The sequence below is a fragment of the Brevibacterium daeguense genome (assembly GCF_021729135.1).
GTDB classification, from domain to species: domain Bacteria; phylum Actinomycetota; class Actinomycetes; order Actinomycetales; family Brevibacteriaceae; genus Brevibacterium; species Brevibacterium daeguense.
Map to the genome: position 1 here is coordinate 1 of NZ_JAJTWW010000024.1, position 18,303 is coordinate 18,303.

13 protein-coding genes and 1 pseudogene are annotated in these 18,303 nt (G+C 68.0%); 9 read left to right on the forward strand and 5 right to left on the reverse strand.

Annotated elements, in window-relative coordinates:
* Together LXN01_RS15030 and LXN01_RS15035 are read right to left on the reverse strand one after the other, a co-directional pair.
* Positions 1–446 (reverse strand): annotated as a pseudogene (locus tag LXN01_RS15030) (hypothetical protein); the annotation flags it as partial.
* 239 nt (positions 447–685) lie between these two features.
* Complete coding sequence (locus tag LXN01_RS15035; protein WP_236866490.1) at positions 686–2,311, reverse strand: lipase maturation factor family protein; 1,626 nt, start codon at positions 2,309–2,311, stop codon at positions 686–688.
* 181 nt (positions 2,312–2,492) lie between these two features.
* Between LXN01_RS15035 and LXN01_RS15040 the strand changes: the two genes are divergently transcribed.
* On the forward strand, positions 2,493–5,174 hold the full coding sequence (locus tag LXN01_RS15040) for an ATP-dependent Clp protease ATP-binding subunit (protein ID WP_236866492.1): 2,682 nt from the start codon (positions 2,493–2,495) through the stop codon (positions 5,172–5,174).
* A 156-nt stretch (positions 5,175–5,330) separates the two neighbouring features.
* Here LXN01_RS15040 and LXN01_RS15045 read toward each other — a convergent pair whose 3' ends face one another.
* Both LXN01_RS15045 and LXN01_RS15050 read right to left on the reverse strand, forming a co-directional pair.
* Positions 5,331–5,912, reverse strand: coding sequence for a dihydrofolate reductase family protein (locus tag LXN01_RS15045; RefSeq protein ID WP_236866494.1), 582 nt, complete (start codon positions 5,910–5,912; stop codon positions 5,331–5,333).
* Between the two features lie 1,161 nt (positions 5,913–7,073).
* Positions 7,074–8,093, reverse strand: a complete 1,020-nt coding sequence (locus LXN01_RS15050; protein WP_425547676.1) for an aldo/keto reductase — start codon at positions 8,091–8,093, stop codon at positions 7,074–7,076.
* A gap of 229 nt (positions 8,094–8,322) precedes the next feature.
* Between LXN01_RS15050 and LXN01_RS15055 the strand changes: the two genes are divergently transcribed.
* The 8 genes from LXN01_RS15055 (at position 8,323) to LXN01_RS15090 (ending at position 16,541) form a co-directional block, all read left to right on the forward strand.
* Entirely contained in the window at positions 8,323–8,985 is a 663-nt protein-coding gene (locus LXN01_RS15055) for an MBL fold metallo-hydrolase (RefSeq protein WP_236866495.1), read from the forward strand.
* Positions 8,986–9,062: 77 nt separating this feature from the next.
* Entirely contained in the window at positions 9,063–9,551 is a 489-nt protein-coding gene (locus LXN01_RS15060) for a MarR family winged helix-turn-helix transcriptional regulator (protein ID WP_236866497.1), read from the forward strand.
* A 164-nt stretch (positions 9,552–9,715) separates the two neighbouring features.
* Positions 9,716–10,810, forward strand: a complete 1,095-nt coding sequence (locus LXN01_RS15065) for a hypothetical protein (RefSeq protein WP_236866499.1) — start codon at positions 9,716–9,718, stop codon at positions 10,808–10,810.
* A 90-nt stretch (positions 10,811–10,900) separates the two neighbouring features.
* Positions 10,901–12,715, forward strand: coding sequence for a glutaminase A (gene glsA / locus LXN01_RS15070; RefSeq protein WP_236866501.1), 1,815 nt, complete (start codon positions 10,901–10,903; stop codon positions 12,713–12,715).
* Between the two features lie 192 nt (positions 12,716–12,907).
* Positions 12,908–13,552 (forward strand): ABC transporter permease, encoded by a 645-nt coding sequence (locus tag LXN01_RS15075; RefSeq protein ID WP_236866503.1) that lies wholly within the window; start codon positions 12,908–12,910, stop codon positions 13,550–13,552.
* Positions 13,549–14,748, forward strand: coding sequence for an ABC transporter ATP-binding protein (locus tag LXN01_RS15080; protein ID WP_236866505.1), 1,200 nt, complete (start codon positions 13,549–13,551; stop codon positions 14,746–14,748). Before LXN01_RS15075 ends, LXN01_RS15080 begins: the two co-directional genes overlap by 4 nt.
* The gene (locus tag LXN01_RS15085; protein WP_236866507.1) at positions 14,745–15,542 is read left to right on the forward strand and encodes an ABC transporter permease; all 798 of its coding nucleotides are present in this window, start codon (positions 14,745–14,747) and stop codon (positions 15,540–15,542) included. Before LXN01_RS15080 ends, LXN01_RS15085 begins: the two co-directional genes overlap by 4 nt.
* Positions 15,543–15,602: 60 nt before the next feature.
* Complete coding sequence (locus tag LXN01_RS15090; RefSeq protein ID WP_236866509.1) at positions 15,603–16,541, forward strand: glycine betaine ABC transporter substrate-binding protein; 939 nt, start codon at positions 15,603–15,605, stop codon at positions 16,539–16,541.
* Positions 16,542–16,713: 172 nt separating this feature from the next.
* Here the strand turns inward: LXN01_RS15090 and LXN01_RS15095 are convergent, their stop codons facing one another.
* Positions 16,714–18,234, reverse strand: a complete 1,521-nt coding sequence (locus tag LXN01_RS15095; protein WP_236866510.1) for an asparagine synthase-related protein — start codon at positions 18,232–18,234, stop codon at positions 16,714–16,716.
* Positions 18,235–18,303: the final 69 nt, after the last annotated feature.

Sequence of the window (18,303 nt, forward strand, 5' to 3'; positions counted from 1 at the left end):
GTTCGGCGGAGCGTTTCGGCTGCTCGCAGCAACGCGACGGCCTCCTGGTCGGAGGTGGTGCCGGCGGTCGCTGCCACCATTCCGGTGTGCTCGGACAGCGCATCGAGGACACTCAGCAGGCCGGGTGCGGCCGATTCCAGATGGGCTTGCGTGGTCTCATCGAGCAGTCCCGACCGGACAGCAGCGGGCGCCTCGGGAGCGGCGTCATTCTCAGGTGCGGCTGATGCTGTGGAAGGTGGGGGAGTGCTGCTGGAGCCGGCTGAGGTCGCCGGTTCGGTGATCGCGGCAGGCTGGGTCGGCGCCTCGGGAGCGGCGCTGCCTCCGGACTCGGCGGGCGCCTCGGCAGGGGTGGGGACATCGTCGGGGATCGGTCTGCTGGGAGGTTCGGCCTTGGCAACCAGCGCGGCCAGAACCTGTTTGACGTTATCGGGATCGATCAAGGTCATGGGGGAACCTCCGATGCTCGTACCCCAAGCCTATCAATAATAGAACGCGAATAGAACAGAATTGCTGATAAAGGTGGAAAAAGTTTGATGGATCGCAGACGACGCCAACCACAGCTCATTGAAGCGAGGCGCGAGCGATGCGCCGGTTCGACGTGCCGCCATGGTTGCCGTGACGCCACGGTCGCCGGACCGCCATGGTCGCCGCGCCTGATTGGACTGGCGCCGCCCACCAAGTCCCGTTAATGCCGTCCCCGCGGCGCGACGAGCGTCCCCAATTCCTCCCGCACCCACCACTGCCCGGTCTCCTGCGTCTCAGCCCGGGTTGCGTAGCGATAGTCGAAGACGCGCGCCCGGATGAGGGCGGGCGGCTCACCATCGAACGGATCGACTCGCAGCAGACGCAGGATTGCGGGATCGGCCGCCAGCAGCTTCTCGAGCAGGCGCGCGAACCACTGCTCGTGCCACGAGCCGAGCGCCAGGAACCACATCATCCAATCAAGCCGCAGGTGATAGGGCGCGAACTGCCTCGGCATCCGTGAGACATCGCCCGGCTTCCCTTTGAACTCGTAGGCGTGCCAGTCCTTCTCCTCCGGCCTTTCGCTCAGCGTTCCTTCGATGATGACCTCTCGGCGCTCCTCCGTCATCGATCCGAACGCGCCGTAGGCGTTGACCAGATGCCATCGGTTGAAGCTCGCGTTCATCAGCTGATGCGGTGAGAACAGATTGCGCAGCGGCTGCCAGCTCAGAAACAGCAGGAACACGAAGACCACGGCGATGAGGGAGTGCCACCAGATGGGCGATGTCTCGACCACTCCCGCCTCGACCACTCCCGCCTCGGCGGCCTGGACGGTGGCGACGACTCGCTCCCATTCCCAGCCCGGCCAGGCCCCGCCGAAGACCCAGCGCAGGAAGGAGTCGCTGATGCCGGAGAAGGCGAGGATGATCGTCAGCCAGTTCAGCCAGGCATAGTTGCCGGTGATGACGAGTGCCAGCTGGCTGACGATGATCAGGCACGCGGCGATCGAGGCAATGGGCTGAGGGAAGAACAGCAGCCATGGCATCACGAGCTGGATGACGTGACTGCCCAGGGTCTCGGACTTGTGCCACCATTCGGGCTTCTGATGCGCCCAGCGACTGATCGGATTGGGCATCGGCTGGGTCTGGTGGTGGTAGTTCATCGCGGTGAGGTTCCGCCATGAGGCATCGCCTCGCATCTTGATCATTCCCGCGCCGAATTCCAGCCGGAACATCAGCCACCTCAGGAACAGCACGATGAGCAGCGGTGGGGCGACCTCGTGCGATCCCAGGAACCCGACGATGAAGCCGGCTTCCAGCAGCATCGACTCCCAGCCGAACCCGTAGAACCGCTGGCCGATGCTCACGATCGACAGGTACAGGCCCCACATCGCGAGGAAGATCGGAATCGGAGCCCAGGCCGGTCCCAGCTGCGGCAGTCCGATGACCGCCGAGGCGGCGAGCACCATTCCCGTCACGCAGATCGCTCGCAGCAGCCGGTCGCTGTACGGGGTCCGGTGCCAGCGGAAGAGGCTCGGCGAGGGGTGTGAAGCGCGCCGTCCGGTCCTACGGGAGTCGCCGTTGCCGACTCTGCCGCCCGCGAAGCCCCCGCCGCCGCGCCGCAATCCACTGCGGCCGGAGCCGCGCCGGGCCGGCGGCTCCGGGGGCATAGTGCGCCGGATGTAGTCCGGCGCAGGAGTCAGTCCCTGCTCTCCCAGCAGTGCGGGGAACTGGTTGAACGTCGAGAGGAACGCGACGAAGTAGACGGCCGCCACTCCGCGCACGACGACCTCGCGCGCGATGGTGTAGTCGTGGGCGTCGAGTATCGACAGCCAACTGGTCCAGTCCATCGTGGCCTCCTCCGTCGTCGTGCTCACTGCGGCCTCGCGGCTCGGCCCTGCTCCTCCGCTTGGCAGGACCCCGACCTGAGGCGGCGAACCGGAACACTACAATTCTGGACTGCCGGGAATACCCCGCATACCCTCGGCGTTACTTGAGTCAGACACACTCAACTTTGCAAGGAGGACACAGATGCCCGCATTCTTCGGCCCTGCCGGATCCCATGGTGGCGACTCCTTCGACGAATTCCTCGCGCGCTTCCTCCAGAGCCAGCGAGGAGGCCGTCAGGGGCGCCCCGTGGACATCACGCAGCTGATGAGCAAGCGGACTCACGAAGTCATCAACCGCGCAGCCGAATATGCTGCGGAGCACGGCCACGCAGAGGTGGATGCCCTTCACATCCTCCGGGTCATGATCCTCGAGGATCCAGCCGCCACTGCGGTGCGCCACGCAGGTGCCGACCCGGAGGCCATCGGCCGCGCAGTCGACGACCGACTGCCCGAGCCTGCCGCTCAGAAGCCGGACAGCGCTCCGTCGCTGACCGGATCGGCGCAGAAGGTGCTGCTCGACGGATACCAGGTCGCGCGCGCCTTCGGCTCCACCTACATCGACCCGGAACACCTGTTCTTCGCATTCGTGCTGAACCAGGATTCGCCCACCGGACAGATCCTGGCTCGCGCCGGAGTCACCCAGGCCTCTCTGCAGGCCGGTGCCCAGGCCGAGGCGCAGGCCGCCCAGAGCGGTGCGCCAGGTCAGCAGGGCGCCCCCCAGGGCCAGAACGGCTCGATGCTCGAGCAGTTCGGCCTCGATCTCACCGCCGAGGCGGTCGAGGGTCGCCTCGATCCCGTCATCGGCCGTGCCGATGAGATCGAGCAGACGATCGAGATCCTGGCTCGCCGCACCAAGAACAATCCGGTGCTCATCGGTGAAGCGGGCGTCGGCAAGACCGCCATCGCGGAAGGCCTTGCACAGGCCATCGTCGCCGAGGAAGTGCCCGCGCAGCTCAAGGGCAAGCGCGTCATCGCGCTCGACCTGCCCGGCATGCTCGCAGGCACCCGCTATCGGGGTGACTTCGAAGAGCGCCTGACGACCGCGCTGGACGAGATCGCGGCGGACAAGGGCAACACGATCGTCTTCATCGACGAGCTCCACACGGTGGTCGGCGCCGGCAGCTCCGGAGAGTCCGGAGCGATGGATGCCGGCAACATCCTCAAGCCGCGGCTCGCTCGGGGTGACCTGCACCTGGTGGGCGCCACCACGCTCAAGGAATACCGGACGATCGAGAAGGATGCAGCCCTCGAGCGCCGCTTCCAGCCGGTGACCGTCGGCGAGCCCAGCGTGGAGGACGCCGTGCAGATCCTCACGGGCCTGCAGGACCGCTACGCCGAGCACCACGGAGTCAGCTACACGCCGGAAGCCATCCGCGCCGCGGTCGAACTGTCGGATCGCTACATCACCGACCGCTTCCTGCCCGACAAGGCGATCGACCTGATCGACCAGGCCGGCGCCCGACTGTCGCTCAAGCGCGGACCGAAGGTCGACGTCGACGCCCTGCGTTCCCGGCTCGGCGAGCTCGAGGCGGAGAAGAACAGCGCGATCAGCGCCGAGAACTACGAGCGCGCCGGCGAGATCCGTGACGAGATGACCGCGATCAGCGAGCAGCTGGAGGCAGCCACGTCCCAGCAGGCCCGCGGCCCGCGCGAGCTCGCCGGCACCGGCACCGCGGCGACCGGCGGGGCCGGCACCTCGGGAATCGGCACCTCGGGAACCAGCACGATCGGTGCCCCGGTGACTGGCGCCTCGGCGGTGGGCGCGGTGGGTACTGTCGGCGAGGACGAGATCGCCGAGGTGGTCGCGCGGGCCACCGGCATTCCGGCGGCTCGGCTGACGGAGGCGGAGAAGTCGCGGCTGGCGCGGCTGGAGGACGAGCTCCACCAGCGCGTCATCGGCCAGGACGACGCGGTGACCGCGATCGCCAAGGCGATCCGCCGCAGCCGCACCGGCATGGGCGACGCCTCGCGACCCGTCGGCAGCTTCCTGTTCCTCGGCCCGACGGGCGTGGGCAAGACGGAGCTGGCCAAGGCGCTGGCGGAGACCCTGTTCGACGACGAGTCGGCGATGGTCCGCTTCGACATGAGCGAGTTCGGCGAACGCCACACCGTCTCGCGGCTGGTCGGCGCTCCTCCGGGATACGTCGGCTACGACGAAGCCGGGCAGCTGACCGAGCAGGTGCGGCGCAGGCCGTACTCGGTGGTGCTGCTCGACGAGGTCGAGAAGGCGCACCCCGACGCGTTCAACATGCTGCTGCAGGTGCTCGACGACGGTCGGCTGACGGACGGACAGGGCCGCACGGTCGACTTCCGCAACACCGTCTTCATCATGACGAGCAACCTCGGCTCGGAATTCATGTCCGGCAAGGGCGCCCCGCTGGGCTTCAGCACGGGCGACACCGAGGACTCCGAGCGCGAGCTGCGCGCCAAGGTGATGGGCCGGCTGCGCGAGGTGATGCGGCCCGAGTTCCTCAACCGGATCGACGAGATCGTGATGTTCAAGCGGCTCGACCGCGAGCAGCTGCGCGAGATCGTCCGGCTGCAGCTGCGCCGGTCCGAGCAGCGGCTGGCCGCGCAGGAGATCACCCTTGAGGTGGACGAGGCGGCCGTCGACTGGATCGCCGATGCCGGATACGAGCCGGAGTACGGCGCCCGCCCGCTGCGCCGCGTGATCCAGCGCGAGCTCGACGACCGGGTGGCAGACCTGCTGGTCGCCGAGGCGGTCGTCTCCGGGGGCACCATCAGAGTCACGGTCGACGATGCCGGGCAGCTGCACGTGAGCGCCGGACGGCAGGCCGAGGCGATGGCCGGGGCAGGTGCATGACGGTCAGCAGCCGGGAGGACTGACACGCTGCGCGGGCAGGTGCTGAGGCGCTGAGGCGGAGCGCGGTTCTTTGCCCGGTAGCGCGAAAGTGCGGAAGTGACATCGCATATGACGTCACTTCCGCACTTTCGCGTCAGCCACCGAATTCTTGCGCGATCAAGCCTGAGCCGTGGGCCGGTGCTTGGGTCGGTAGACGCGCGCGGCGCTGCTGAGATTCTCCTCGTCGACGGAGACCAGCTCCCAGTCGATCCGGCAGCCGCCGGGCACACCGAAGATCCGGGTGCCGTCGCCCAAGAAGACTGGCGCTTCGTAGATCTGGAGCTCGTCGATCAGCCCGAGCTGCAGCGCCTGACGCGCGATGTCGGCGCTGACGATCATCAGATCCTTGTCCCCGGCCGCCTCGCAAGCGGTGCGGATGGCGTCCTCGACGGGCCCGCCGAGCGCGCTGATGTGCGGATCGCCGGCGAGTTCCTCCGGGCGGTGCGTGAGCACGAATTGCGGTCCGTCCCACGCGCCGCCGTAGGCCTCTGCAGTGAGCTCTCCTCGCTCATCGGCCTGCGCCTGGGCGGCATCATAACCGCGACGGCCCGAAAGCATGGCGCCGACTTTCGAAGTGACGCGCTCCATGGTGCCATCGGCCAGCGGTGGGGCGGTTTCCTCCAGCCAGCGCATGTCATGTCCGGGTCCGGCGATGAATCCATCGAGGGATGACGTGAAGCCGTAGACGACTTTTCCCATGTCGAGATCTCCTTTGATCTGGGCAGTTGTGCAGACTGTCTGTCGAGGCCGGCGCTGCCGACGAGCAGGGCGCCGACGAGCGGACCCCGACGAGCGGACCCCGACGAGCGGGCCACGACGAGCAGAGCGCTGGTGCGAGGTCCTCGCGATCAAGCGTAGAAGCTGCGAACGGCGCCCTGCTTATCCATTCCTGCGAACTCGGGCGGACAGCGGCGGCGTTCCCCATCACTGGGAACGCCGCCGCTGTCCGCCCTCGGCCCTCAGCCCTCGGCCCTCAGCCCTCGGCCCTCAGCCCTCGGCCCTCAGCCCTCGGCCCTCAGCCCTCGGCCCTCAGCCCTCGGCCCTCAGCCCTCGGCCCTCAGCCCTCGGCCCTCAGCCCTCGGCCCTCAGCCCTCGGCCCTCAGCCCTCGGCCCTCAGCCCTCGGCCCTCAGCCCTCGGCCCTCAGCCCTCGGCCCTCAGCCCTCGGCCCTCAGCCCTCGGCCCTCAGCCCTCGGCCCTCAGCCCTCGGCCCTCAGCCCTCGGCCCTCAGCCCTCGGCCCTCAGCCCTCGGCCCTCAGCCCTCGGCCCTCAGCCCTCGGCCCTCAGCCCTCGGCCCTCAGCCCTCGGCCCTCAGCCCTCGGCCCTCAGCCCTCGGCCCTCAGCCCTCGGCCCTCAGCCCTCGGCCCTCAGCCCTCGGCCCTCAGCCCTCGGCCCTCAGCCCTCGGCCCTCAGCCCTCGGCCCTCAGCCCTCGGCCCTCAGCCCTCGGCCCTCAGCCCTCGGCCCTCAGCCCTCGGCCCTCAGCCCTCGGCCCTCAGCCCTCGGCCCTCAGCCCTCGGCCCTCAGCCCTCGGCCCTCAGCCCTCGGCCCTCAGCCCTCGGCCCTCAGCCCTCGGCCCTCAGCCCTCGGCCCTCAGCCCTCGGCCCTCAGCCCTCGGCCCTCAGCCCTCGGCCCTCAGCCCTCGGCCCTCAGCCCTCGGCCCTCAGCCCTCGGCCCTCAGCCCTCGGCCCTCAGCCCTCGGCCCTCAGCCCTCGGCCCTCAGCCCTCGGCCCTCAGCCCTCGGCCCTCAGCCCTCGGCCCTCAGCCCTCGGCCCTCAGCCCTCGGCCCTCGGCCGTCAGCCTGCGGCCCTCAGCCCTCGGCTCTCGGCTCTCAGCCTTCAGACCTCGGCCTCAAGCGCTCGGCTCAGGCGAAGGGCAGGGAAGCAGCGTCGAGCTTCTCCAGATCGTCGGCACTGAGCGTGATCCCGGTCGCCGCAAGCAGGGCGGGCAGCTGCTCGGGGGTGCGAGCCGAGGCGATCGGCGCGGTGACGCCCTTGGCCAGCAACCATGCCAGGGCGACGCTGGCCGGTTCGACCGAGCGCGCCTCGGCGACCTCGACCAGCGCGTCGACCACCGCGAAGCCCTCATCGGTCGCGAAGCCGGACGCGAAGTCCTCGCGGGTCTGCCCCTTGAGGTCCTCGGCCTTCCGGTACTTGCCTGTGAGGAAGCCCGAGGCGAGGGCGAAGTACGGAAATACTGCGACCTCGTACTCGCGCGCGATCGGTGCGTACCCCTGCTCGTAGTCCTTGCGATTGACGAGGTTGTACTGCGGCTGGATCGCGACAGGCAGTGTCAGGCCCTCGCGGGACGCGACCTCGAACCATTCGCGCATCCGCTCGGGGGTGTAGTTGGACAGGCCGATATGCCGGACGCGACCCGACTGCACGAGCTCATGGGCGGTGCGGACCTGGTCCTCGATCGACATGGACTCGTCGTCATAGTGCGCGTAGTAGATGTCGACGTACTCGGTCTGCAGACGCTGGAGGGATTCATCGAGCGCGGCGTCCGCGTTCTCGGCAGACAGGCCGGGGCGGGACTCCAGGCCGCCGACCTTGGTTGCGATGATGACCTGCTCGCGGTTGTCGCGCGCAGCCAGCCAACCGCCGATCACCGTCTCCGATTCACCGCCGGAGAGACCCTCGCCCCATGCGGAGTAGAGGTCGGCGGTGTCGATGAAGTTGCCGCCTGCCTTGACGAAGGCATCAAGAACGGCGAACGAGGTGTCGCGGTCGGAAGTCCAGCCGAAGGTGTTGCCGCCGAGGTTCAGCGGGTAGACGTCGAGATCAGTGCGCGGGATGAGTGTGATGGTGGCTCCTTGGTGTGGATGAGTGCGAGGGTGCGGCTCTGGAACAGGCCGAACCTGTCGCTTGACACGGAAACTAATCTAGGAGCAATTGACTTGTTGTGTCAAGTGACTGTGGCGAGAACCCGGTACGGTGCGCAGGCCCGACAGCTTCTCATGGCGCCTCCTCGGCGCTCTGGCCGCGTCGAGGTGCCATCTGGCTCTGGCCGGCCGCGTCGAGGCGCCATCGGCTCTGGCCAACTGTGCGGAGGCGCCATAGGTTGTGAGTGAGGAAGCTGAGAATGCTCGATGAGGAGTGGAAGGAGTCCCGATGGAATCGCTCGAATTCACAGTCTGGGGGCACGCCGGGGTCCGCCTCGAGCGCGAGGGCGGAAGCTTGGCTGTTGATCCCGGCGGCTTCACTGATCCGCAGATCCTCGCAGGCGTGAGTGCTGTCCTGGTCACCCATGAGCATGCCGACCACGTGCAGCCCGAGAAGATGGCCCGCGCGCTGGCGGATACTTCGGGGTTCCACCTGTGGGCGCCGCGAGGAGTCGTCGAGGCGCTGGAAGACGCGGGCGCCTCGGCGGAGAGGGTGCACGTGGCGTCCCCGGGGGAGGATTTCGAGGCGGCCGGGTTCCGGGTCCGCGTGCTCGGCGGTGAGCATGCCGTTATCCACCCGAATCTGCCGCGCGTGGCCAATCTTGCCTATCTGATCGAGGAGTCGGTGCTGCATCCGGGCGACTCCTTCCCGGAGCTACCGGCAGGTGTCGCAGTCGACGTGCTGGCCCTTCCGGTGAGTGCGCCGTGGATGAAGATCGCCGAGGCGGTCGATTTCGCGGCGGCCGTCTCGCCACGGGTCGTGGTCCCCATCCATGACGCGATCCTGTCGGATGAGGGGAAGGCGATCGTCGACAGGCTGGTCCCGAATCTCATCGGCGAGGCGTCGTATCGGCGGCTGGCGCCCGGTGAGGCGCTCGCAGTGAGTCGGTGAGAGTGGGCGGCGCCGGTCCGGCGGGCGGTGCCATGCGCGTTGCTTGCCGTGTCAAGTCGTCTCGATAGAATCGACTCATGACTGAGAGCACTGACGAAGACGTCCGCTGGCTGAATGAGCGGGAGACCCAGACCTGGCTCGACGTGTGGTCGCTGATGGTGTGGCTCCCGTCGCGACTGGACGCCCAGCTGCGGGCCGAAGTCGGTCTGAGCCATGCCGAGTACAACGCTCTGTCCCAGATGTCGATGGCCCCTGACCGCACCATCAGACTGAGTGAACTGGCGGCCGTGTCCAATATGACGCTGTCGCACCTGTCTCGGGTGATCACCCGACTGGAGAAGGCCGGTTGGGTGACGCGATCACCTGACCCGGCCGATGGTCGCTACACCCTGGGCTCGCTCACCGCGGCGGGGTGGGAGAAGATCGTCGATGCCGCTCCGGGACATGTCGAGACAGTCCGGCGCTACGTGTTCGACACTCTCACTCCGCAGCAGGCTGAAGCGCTCGGTGAGGCGGCAGCCAAGATCGTCGCTGCGCTCAGCCCGCCGGGAATGATGCGCGCCTGAGCTGCCGAAGATCGGACAGCTGCGAAGATCTGACCGCTCAGCTCCGGCAGCCACACCGATCACCCTGTCATCCTCTCGCCGCACCGCCCGCGCCCGCTCGCGGCGGCGCGGCAATCGGCAAGCCGACTTGACACATTCGAGGTCCTTCATAGGACGATGGGCGCATGGAAGAGTCGACCGCAACTTTGGGGCTGATGGCGGATCCGGGCCTGCCGGCCCAAGTGGCGGAGGGCATCGCCGAAACGGTAGCCGAAGAGCTGACCGAGGAATTCGGCTTCAGGTGGACGGTGGACGTCAGCCGGCAGCGACTGCCGTTGAATGCGGTGGGCGACATCCCGCTGTTCCAGCAGGCGGGGCGGCTCCGGGACTCTCACGGCTGGGACTACCTGGTGTATCTCACCGACCTGCCGCGCATCCACAATCACGAGATCATGCTGTGCGATGTCAGCGCCGAGGCACGAGCCGCGATGGTGTCAGTGCCCAGCCTCGGGGCCTTCAGGGTGACGAAGCGAGCGCGGAGACTGGTGAGCGCGCTGACCAGCTCGGCGCAGCAGAACACCTACGACTACCCCTCCGAGGAGCTCATGCAGCAGATCATGGCCAGCCGGCCCGTGTACCGACACGCGGAACCGGAGAATGATGACGTCGTCAGCATCTTCCTGCCGGGTGCGCGGAACCGCCTCGAACTGCTGTCCGGGATGATCCGCAGCAATCAGCCCGGCCGCCTCGTGCCGGCCCTGACGAACTCGATCGCGCTCGCCCTGGCGACCGGGGCGTTCGGCGTCTTCTACGGTTCGATCTGGAACCTCGCTGATGCGCTTCACCCCCTGCGCCTGCTCCTCATCAGCGTTGCCGTCACCGCCGTGCTGGGCATCTGGCTGATCGGCCGCAACGACCTGTGGGCTCGGGGCCGCAACCCGGCTGCGGCATGGCAGCCGCGCCTCGACAACGCCGCGACGGTCATCACGATCAGCCTCGGCGTGGTGCAGATCTATCTGGTCATCTTCGCGGTGCTGTTCGTGCTCGCTCTGACGATCGTCGAGAAGGGATATCTCGAGGAGCAGCTGGGTCATGCGGTCAACGCCGTCGACTACCTGCACCTGTCGTGGCTGTCCGCCTCGCTCGGCACCCTGGCCGGAGCCCTGGGGTCGAACTTCAACAGTGAGGAGATGATCCGCGAGGCGACGTACAGCAGGCGAGTCTACGAACGGCGCAAGCTCGCCGGCTCCTTCGGGGACTCGGACGATTCCTCGGACTGAGGTGCGGTGGCGCGCCGGGCATAGGTTCCCAGGCCTGAAGCGGCCGTTGCCGGGCGTGCTCCGAGCGGTCCTGGTGCATAGGCTGTCAACATGCAATCGCCGATCCAGGAGTACCTCGAACATCTGCACGCAGAGGTGCTGAAGCTGCGCGACGGCGCGCCTTATCCTGTGCACCCGGGGGACCGCGAGCCGGACCCGGGTGCCTTCGGCATCTGTCTTGCCACCGTGGACGGGTACGTGTACTCCGTCGGAGCCGCGGACCAGGAGTTCTCCATCCAGTCGATCTCCAAGCCCTTCACCTACGGGCTGGCGCTGGAGGAGCACGGACTTGAGGTGGTGGACGCGAAGGTCGATGTCGAACCCTCGGGCGACCCGTTCAACGAGATCTCGCTGGCGCCGGGATCCGGCAGGCCGGCCAACGCGATGATCAACGCCGGCGCGCTCGCCGTGGTGTCGATGATCAAGGGCTCCGGCGGAAAGTCCGCCATCAAGCGCATCGTCGACCGCTACTCGGACTTCGCCGGCCGCGAGCTGACCAGCAGCAAGGCGGTGTTCGACGTCGAGATGCGCCACAGCGACCGCAATCACGCGCTCGCCTACCTGCTGAGCTCGTTCGGAATCATCGAGGAAGGTCCCACGCGGGCGCTGGAGCTCTACCTCCGGCAGTGCGCGGTGCAGGTGACCTGCCGCGACCTCGCGCTGATGGCGGCGACGATGGCCAACGGTGGGATGAATCCGCGCACGGGGGACCAGGTCCTCGACCTGGAGAACGTGGAGCGGGTGCTGTCCGTCATGATGACCTCGGGAATGTACGACGATGCCGGCTCCTGGGTCAGCAGCGTCGGGATGCCGGCGAAGTCCGGAGTGGGCGGCGGCACCCTGGCCGTGCTTCCCGGCCAGGCGGGTCTGGCGGTGTTCTCCCCGCCGCTGGACGATCACGGCAACAGCATCCGAGGCGTGGAGACGTGTCGGCGGCTGTCGCGGGACATGGAGATGCACTTCGTGCGCTCGGCGCGGACCGGTCGTTCCGCGGTCAGGGCGACCTTCGCCATCTCCGAGCTGCCGTCCCGGATCCGTCGCACCGAGCCCGAGGCCGAGGTCCTCGAGCGGTTCGATGACCGCTGCCGGATCATCGAGGTCAACGGCGACCTGCTGTTCGCCGGCACCGAGTCGCTGGTCCGCGCTGTCAGCGAACTCGACGAGCACGTTGAGCTCGTCGTCCTCGACCTGCGCCGCGTCGACGAGGTGGGCGCTGTCGCGCTGCAGATGCTGGGAGGCGTCGAGCGGCGCCTCCGGGAAGCCGACCGGCAGCTGGTCCTGGTCGAGCGGATCGGGTCGGCTGCCGCCTCGGCGTTCGAGCCCGAGGCGGACGTCCCCTCGTTCCACAGCCGGGGAGAGGCGGTGGAGCACTGCGAGAACCGCCTGCTGGCCAGGTACGGCGGCTCCGCCCGGGAGCCGGACCGGGTGGAGGTCGTCGACAGCCCGGTGCTGGCATCGCTGGAGCCGGAGGAGCGGACCAGGCTGGTGGGGCTGATGGAGCGCCGCACGTACTCCGACGGTGAGGTCATCCGCAGGGTGGGGCAGCGGTTCGGCGGAATCCATTTCATCGTCTGCGGTCAGGTCAGCAACTTCGCCACCGACCCGTTCGGGCAGCGGGCCCGGCTCAACACGCTGAGCGCCGGCATGACGTTCGGCGAGCTCGCCCTGGGCACCGAGGAGCGGCAGGAGACCACCGACAAGGCCGAGGGCGAGGTCGAGCTCATGGTCCTGACCCCGGAGGCGATCGCGGAGCTCGAGGAGGCCGATCCGCAGGCCGCCCTGCGGCTGTGGCACGCGCTGACGCGGGACGCCTACCTGCTGGTCGACCGCTACCTGCGCGAGACTCTGGTCCGGCTGACGTACTGACGCCGAGCTGCGCATCGCGCAGTCCCTGCACCTGCTGTCGCCGGCGAAGGGAGCCGGCCCGATCCGCCGATCCTGAAAGTCGGCCTCATCGGGTTTGAGAGTTCCCTGAACTATAGTGAAACGAGCGGGCGAGAACCGCCCACATGCTCGCCGGCCCGAGAGCCGGCCCCCGACCCAGCAAGGAGGTGCACCGTGGAATTCCTGGAGTTCCTGGTCGATCGAGCGGACGACATGCTCGAACTGGGCCTGGAGCACGCCGCCGTCGTCGGCGCAGCCGTCCTCATCTCCACGGTCATCGGCGTGGCGCTGGGCATCGCGACCTATCGCAGCGAGCGCGCCCGTGAGACGGTGCTGGCGATCACCGGCTCCTTCCTGACGATTCCGTCGTTCGCGCTCTTCATCCTGCTGCTCGGGCCGCTCGGCCTCGGCTGGCGACCCGTGCTGCTGGCCCTGGTGATGTACGGGCTGATGCCCGTGGTGCGCAATACCATCACGGGCCTGCGCGAGGTCGATCCGGCCGTGATCGAGTCCGCCAAGGGGATGGGCCTCAACCGCCGTCAGCAGCTGCTGCGCATCGAGCTGCCGCTGGCGTGGCCGGTCATCATCACCGGTGTGCGAGTGACCACGCTCGTGCTGCTCGGCATCGCCGCCATCGGCGCGATCGTCAACGGACCCGGTTACGGCGAGCTGATCTTCACCGGGCTGGCCCGGGTCGGCACTCCCGTAGCGGTCAATCTCGTGCTGGCCGGCGCCGTCGGCGTCATGGTGCTGGCTGTCCTGTTCGACCTTGTCTTCTACGCTGTCCAGCGAATCACGACCCCGCGAGGTATTCGATGACTCAGACCCCGAACTCCGCCGAGCACCCGGTCATGATCCGCTTGGAAGGCCTGACGAAGCGCTTCCCGGGGCAGCAGCGCAACGCCGTCGACGAACTCACGATGGACATCCGCGAGGGCGAGATCGTCGTCCTCGTCGGCCCGTCCGGCTGCGGCAAGACCACGACGATGAAGATGATCAACCGAATCATCGAGCCCAGCTCGGGGCGGATCGTGCTGGCCGGTCAGGACGTCACGAAGGCTGACCCGGACCAGCTGCGTCGCAGGATCGGCTACGTGATCCAGCAGATCGGCCTGTTCCCGCACATGACCATCGGCGAGAACATCGCCACCGTCCCCAAGCTGCTCGGCTGGGACGCCAAGCGCATCCGTGCGCGGGTCGACGAGCTGCTGCGGACCGTGAATATGGACCCGGACGAGTACCGGAGTCGCTACCCCAAACAGCTCTCCGGCGGTCAGCAGCAGCGGGTCGGCGTCGCCCGCGCCCTGGGCGCGGACCCGCAGGTGATGCTCATGGACGAGCCGTTCGGCGCGATCGACCCGATCACCCGCGACCGGCTGCAGAACGAGTTCCTGCGGGTGCAGTCCGAGGTGCGCAAGACGATCGTGTTCGTCACCCACGACATCGATGAGGCGATCAAGATGGGCGATCGGATCGCGATCCTGCAGGAGGGCTCCCGCATCGCGCAGTACGACACGCCGGAGCGGATCCTCACGGCTCCGGCCAACGACTTCGTCCGGGATTTCATCGGCGGAGGCGCGGCGCTCAAACGCCTCAACCTGTCGCGGATCCGCGACATCGAGCTCAGCAGCTGGCCGACCGTCAGCGCCGGTGACAGCGTGGAGCGCGTGCGCCAGGCGCTCGCCTCGTCCGAGCACTCCGCTGTGCTCGTGCTCGATGCCGAGGGCCGACCCGAGCGCTGGGTCGGTGCCGAGGACCTCCGCCGAGGCGCCGACGGCTCACTCGACCAGGTGGGCTCCGTGCCGCGGGCCGTCCTCGAACCCCGCGCCACGCTCAGCGACGCCCTCAACGAACTCCTCGCAGCGCGGTACGCGGTCACGATCGTCGTCGACGAGCAGGGGCGCTACCTCGGGGTCGTCGACATCGACCAGCTCAATGACGCCATCCGCTCGATGCGCACTGCCGCGGTCGCCGAGGCCCGCAGCGAGCTGAGCCCGCCGGGAGGCCCCCAATGAGCATCTCCACGTCCGAGCGCAGGCGCGACGCGGACGTCGTCACGCAGACCCCGGTGTCCGCGGGCAGGCGCCGCGGCTGGCAGGGCTACCTCGTCATGCCGGCGATCCTCGCCCTGATCCTGCTGGCGCTGTACCTGTGGGTCTCGAGCATGGAGCTCGACTCGATCGAGGCCCGCTCCCTCAATGCCCAGTCGCTCCTGACCGCGCTGGGGGAGCACATTGTGCTGGCCGCCGTGTCGACGGTGGTGACCCTGGTCATCGCGGTGCCGCTGGGAGTCCTGCTGACCCGACCGTTCACGCAGCGGGTGCGCCCGTTCATCATCGGCGTGCTGACTCTCGGACAGGCTGTGCCGACCATCGCCATCCTGGTGCTGCTGGCCGTCGCCTTCCTGTTCCTGGGATTCCAGGCCGCGATCGTCGGCCTGGTCCTGTACGCGATCATCCCGGTGCTGCTCAACACCATGGTCGGATTGGAGCAGGTCGACGAGAACGTGCTCGAAGCCGGGCGCGGAATGGGAATGTCGAAGGGTCGAGTGCTCACCCGCCTCGAGCTGCCGCTTGCGGTTCCGGTGATGCTGGCCGGTGTCCGCACCGCGCTGGTGATCAACGTCGGCACTGCCACCCTGGTCACATACATCAACGCCGGCGGCCTGGGCGACATCATCGTCGCCGGTCTGTCGACCAACCGCGTGGTCGTGCAGATCGTCGGCGCGGTGCTGACCGCCGTGCTGGCCCTCTTCATCGACTACCTGGCAGGCATCGCCGAGGACTTCCTGCGGCCCAAGGGGCTGTGACCTCGTGGACGCGGAACTCGGATCAGACTCGCGAATCGGAACAGAAACGGAGCGAACACCATGACACGGAAGACGAAGCTCAGTGCGGCCGCCGCGGCGGCAGCCGCCGTCTCCCTGCTGCTGGCCGGATGCGGCGGAGGCGGCGGGGAGGAGAGCCCCAACGAGGGACTGCTCGAGGGTGCACAGCTCATCGCCGGTTCGAAGGAATTCACCGAATCGGTTCTGCTGTCGCAGATCACGACCGTGGCGCTCGAGGACGCCGGCGCCTCGATCGAGGACCAGACCGGCATCTCGGGCTCGGCGACGGTCCGCGAGGCGCTGGAGACCGGGGAGGTCGACTTCTACTGGGACTACACCGGCACGGGCTGGGTCAACATCCTGGGCAATGCACCCGAGGACGCGCCCGAGGACCTGTACCAGGCGGTCGCCGATGCGGACAAGGAGAACGGTGTCGCGTGGCTGCCGCCGGCACCGTTCGAGAACACGTACCGGATTGCTGCCAAGCAGGACTTCGCCCAGCAGAACGGCCTGCAGACCATGTCCGACGCCGCGACGTTCATTAACGAGAACGCCGACCAGGGCCGGGTGTGCGCTGCCAGCGAGTTCATCAACCGCGATGACGGGCTGCCCGGCCTGCAGGAGGAGTACGGCTTCGAATTCTCCGAGGTCGTGGAGCTGGATCTCAACCTGATCTACACGCAGGTCGGCGAGACCTGCGAGTTCGGCGAGGTGTTCTCCACGGATGCGCGGATCGTGGCCAATGATCTCCAGGTGCTCGAGGACGACAAGGAATTCTTCGTCGAGTACCAGGGATCGATGACGCTGCGGCAGGAGACGCTCGACCAGTACCCTGCGATCGCGGAGATCATGGCCCCGATCTCCGAGAAGCTGACCAACGAGGTCATGATCGAGCTCAACGGCAAGGTCGACACCGAGGGTGAGAACCCGGAGGACGTCGCCCAGGAGTGGCTCGAGGAGCAGGGCCTGATCGGCGGCTGACGGCTGCTGGTGCGTGAGCCGCTCGGCTCACGCACCGGCCCGCTTGAAAGTCACAAGAGAAACTGATGGTCAGAAAAGTCCGCTGTTCGGCATGAATAGCGGACTTTTCTGACCACCAGATCGTGTCAAGTGCGGGCGCCTCGGGCGTTGTCGCGATCGGGGTCGGTGCCGGTCACGCCTCGGCGAAGCGGCCGACCGTGGCCTGGGCGTTGACTCCCTGCAGGGAGGAGTAGAACATGCGGTAGTAGGCCATCTCCTCGCGGGTGCGCAGCGGCGGGTCCACGACGTCGGCCGCGGCGGAGAGCTGGTCGTCGGTGACGGTCGCGCTGAAATGATCGCGAAGCACGTCGTTCATTCCCGTGCCCTCCCCGAACTGCTCCTTGCGCCGCCACAGCACCTCGTCCGGCAGCCACCCGTCGAAGGCCCGGCGCAGCAGCCATTTGGCCGGCCGGTCCTCCGTGAGGAGCTTCCACTCGGGCGGCAGCGCCATCGCCAGCTCCACGACGTCGAGGTCGAGAAAGGGCAGGCGGGGCTCCATGCCGAGCGCTCCGGCGACGCGGTCGACCCGCTGCAATCCGCCGATGTGCATGCCCCGGAGCGTGTCCAGCAGCTCGGCGTGCAGCTCGGCGGGGTCGGTCAGCTGACCGTAGTGCGAGTAGCCGGCGAACAGTTCGTCGGCACCTTCGCCCACCAGCACGACCTTCACATGCCGGCCGGCCAGCTGGGAGACGAAGTAGTTCGGGACGGCCGAGTGGACGAGTGTGGGGTCGAAGGACTCCAGCCCGGCCACCACACGCGGCACCACGTCGATGGCGTCCTGGGCGGTGTAGATCAGCTCGCGGTGATCGGTGCCGCAGTACTCCGCCACCAGGCGGGCGGCCTCGAGATCGCCGCTGTCGTCCAGACCCACCGCGAAGGTCTTGAGTTTGGTGCCCTTCGGCTGGCGGCGGGCGGCGATCGCCGTGACGATGCTCGAATCGACTCCGCCGGACAGGAGCACTCCCTTGGGCTGGGCGCCGGCGAGGCTGCGCTCCACGGCTCGGATCAGCGTCTCCCGCACCGCGTCGAACACCCAGGCCGGCGGGTCCTCGTCGGGGGCGCGACTGAGCAGCAGCACGGGTGAGGCACCCGGGAACTCCCGGATCTCCTCGAGTCCGGCCTCAGGGGTCCACACGTGCCCCGGCGGGAATGGTTCGACATCCGGCCGCAGCATCTTGTCGAACGCCTTCATCTCCGAGGCGAAGATGACGGTGTCGTCGTTGCGCACCCAGTACAGCGGAGCCAGGCCCAGCACATCGCGACCGGCGATGAAGCGACCGTCCGCGGCGGCGATGACGAGGGCGAACGGTCCCCACAGCTGTTCGAAGGCGGCCTTGCCGAGTTCGTCGAAGAGGACGACGGCGGTCTCGAAGTCTGATTCTGTGCGGAACCGCTCTGCACCCATGCGCTCACGAATGCGGCGGAAGTTGTGGATCATCCCGTCGCCGGTCAGCCAGACGTCGTCATTCCGACCGCCGCTGAGGGGCTGTCCGCCTGTCTTCGGATCCACGATGGACAGGTACCGGCTGCCCACCCAGGCGTTCTCGAGTGCGCGGCTTCCGGATCCGTCCGGTCCGCGGTGAGCCAATCGTTCCAACATGCGCTGCCCCATCCGGTGATCGAATGGGCCGTGGGCTGCAACTACGCCTGACATCGCCGTCCTTTCGCTGGTCTTCCCAGTGTATGCGCCAGGTGGCGGGGTGCGGTGCTTCCCTCTCGAACC

Coding starts and splice junctions, on each gene's coding strand:
- LXN01_RS15035 (WP_236866490.1), bottom strand. CDS start 2,311: ATGGACTGGACCAGTTGGCTGTCGATACTCGACGCCCACGACTACACC.
- LXN01_RS15040 (WP_236866492.1), top strand. CDS start 2,493: ATGCCCGCATTCTTCGGCCCTGCCGGATCCCATGGTGGCGACTCCTTC.
- LXN01_RS15045 (WP_236866494.1), bottom strand. CDS start 5,912: ATGGGAAAAGTCGTCTACGGCTTCACGTCATCCCTCGATGGATTCATC.
- LXN01_RS15055 (WP_236866495.1), top strand. CDS start 8,323: ATGGAATCGCTCGAATTCACAGTCTGGGGGCACGCCGGGGTCCGCCTC.
- LXN01_RS15060 (WP_236866497.1), top strand. CDS start 9,063: ATGACTGAGAGCACTGACGAAGACGTCCGCTGGCTGAATGAGCGGGAG.
- LXN01_RS15065 (WP_236866499.1), top strand. CDS start 9,716: ATGGAAGAGTCGACCGCAACTTTGGGGCTGATGGCGGATCCGGGCCTG.
- glsA (WP_236866501.1), top strand. CDS start 10,901: ATGCAATCGCCGATCCAGGAGTACCTCGAACATCTGCACGCAGAGGTG.
- LXN01_RS15080 (WP_236866505.1), top strand. CDS start 13,549: ATGACTCAGACCCCGAACTCCGCCGAGCACCCGGTCATGATCCGCTTG.
- LXN01_RS15085 (WP_236866507.1), top strand. CDS start 14,745: ATGAGCATCTCCACGTCCGAGCGCAGGCGCGACGCGGACGTCGTCACG.
- LXN01_RS15090 (WP_236866509.1), top strand. CDS start 15,603: ATGACACGGAAGACGAAGCTCAGTGCGGCCGCCGCGGCGGCAGCCGCC.
- LXN01_RS15095 (WP_236866510.1), bottom strand. CDS start 18,234: ATGTCAGGCGTAGTTGCAGCCCACGGCCCATTCGATCACCGGATGGGG.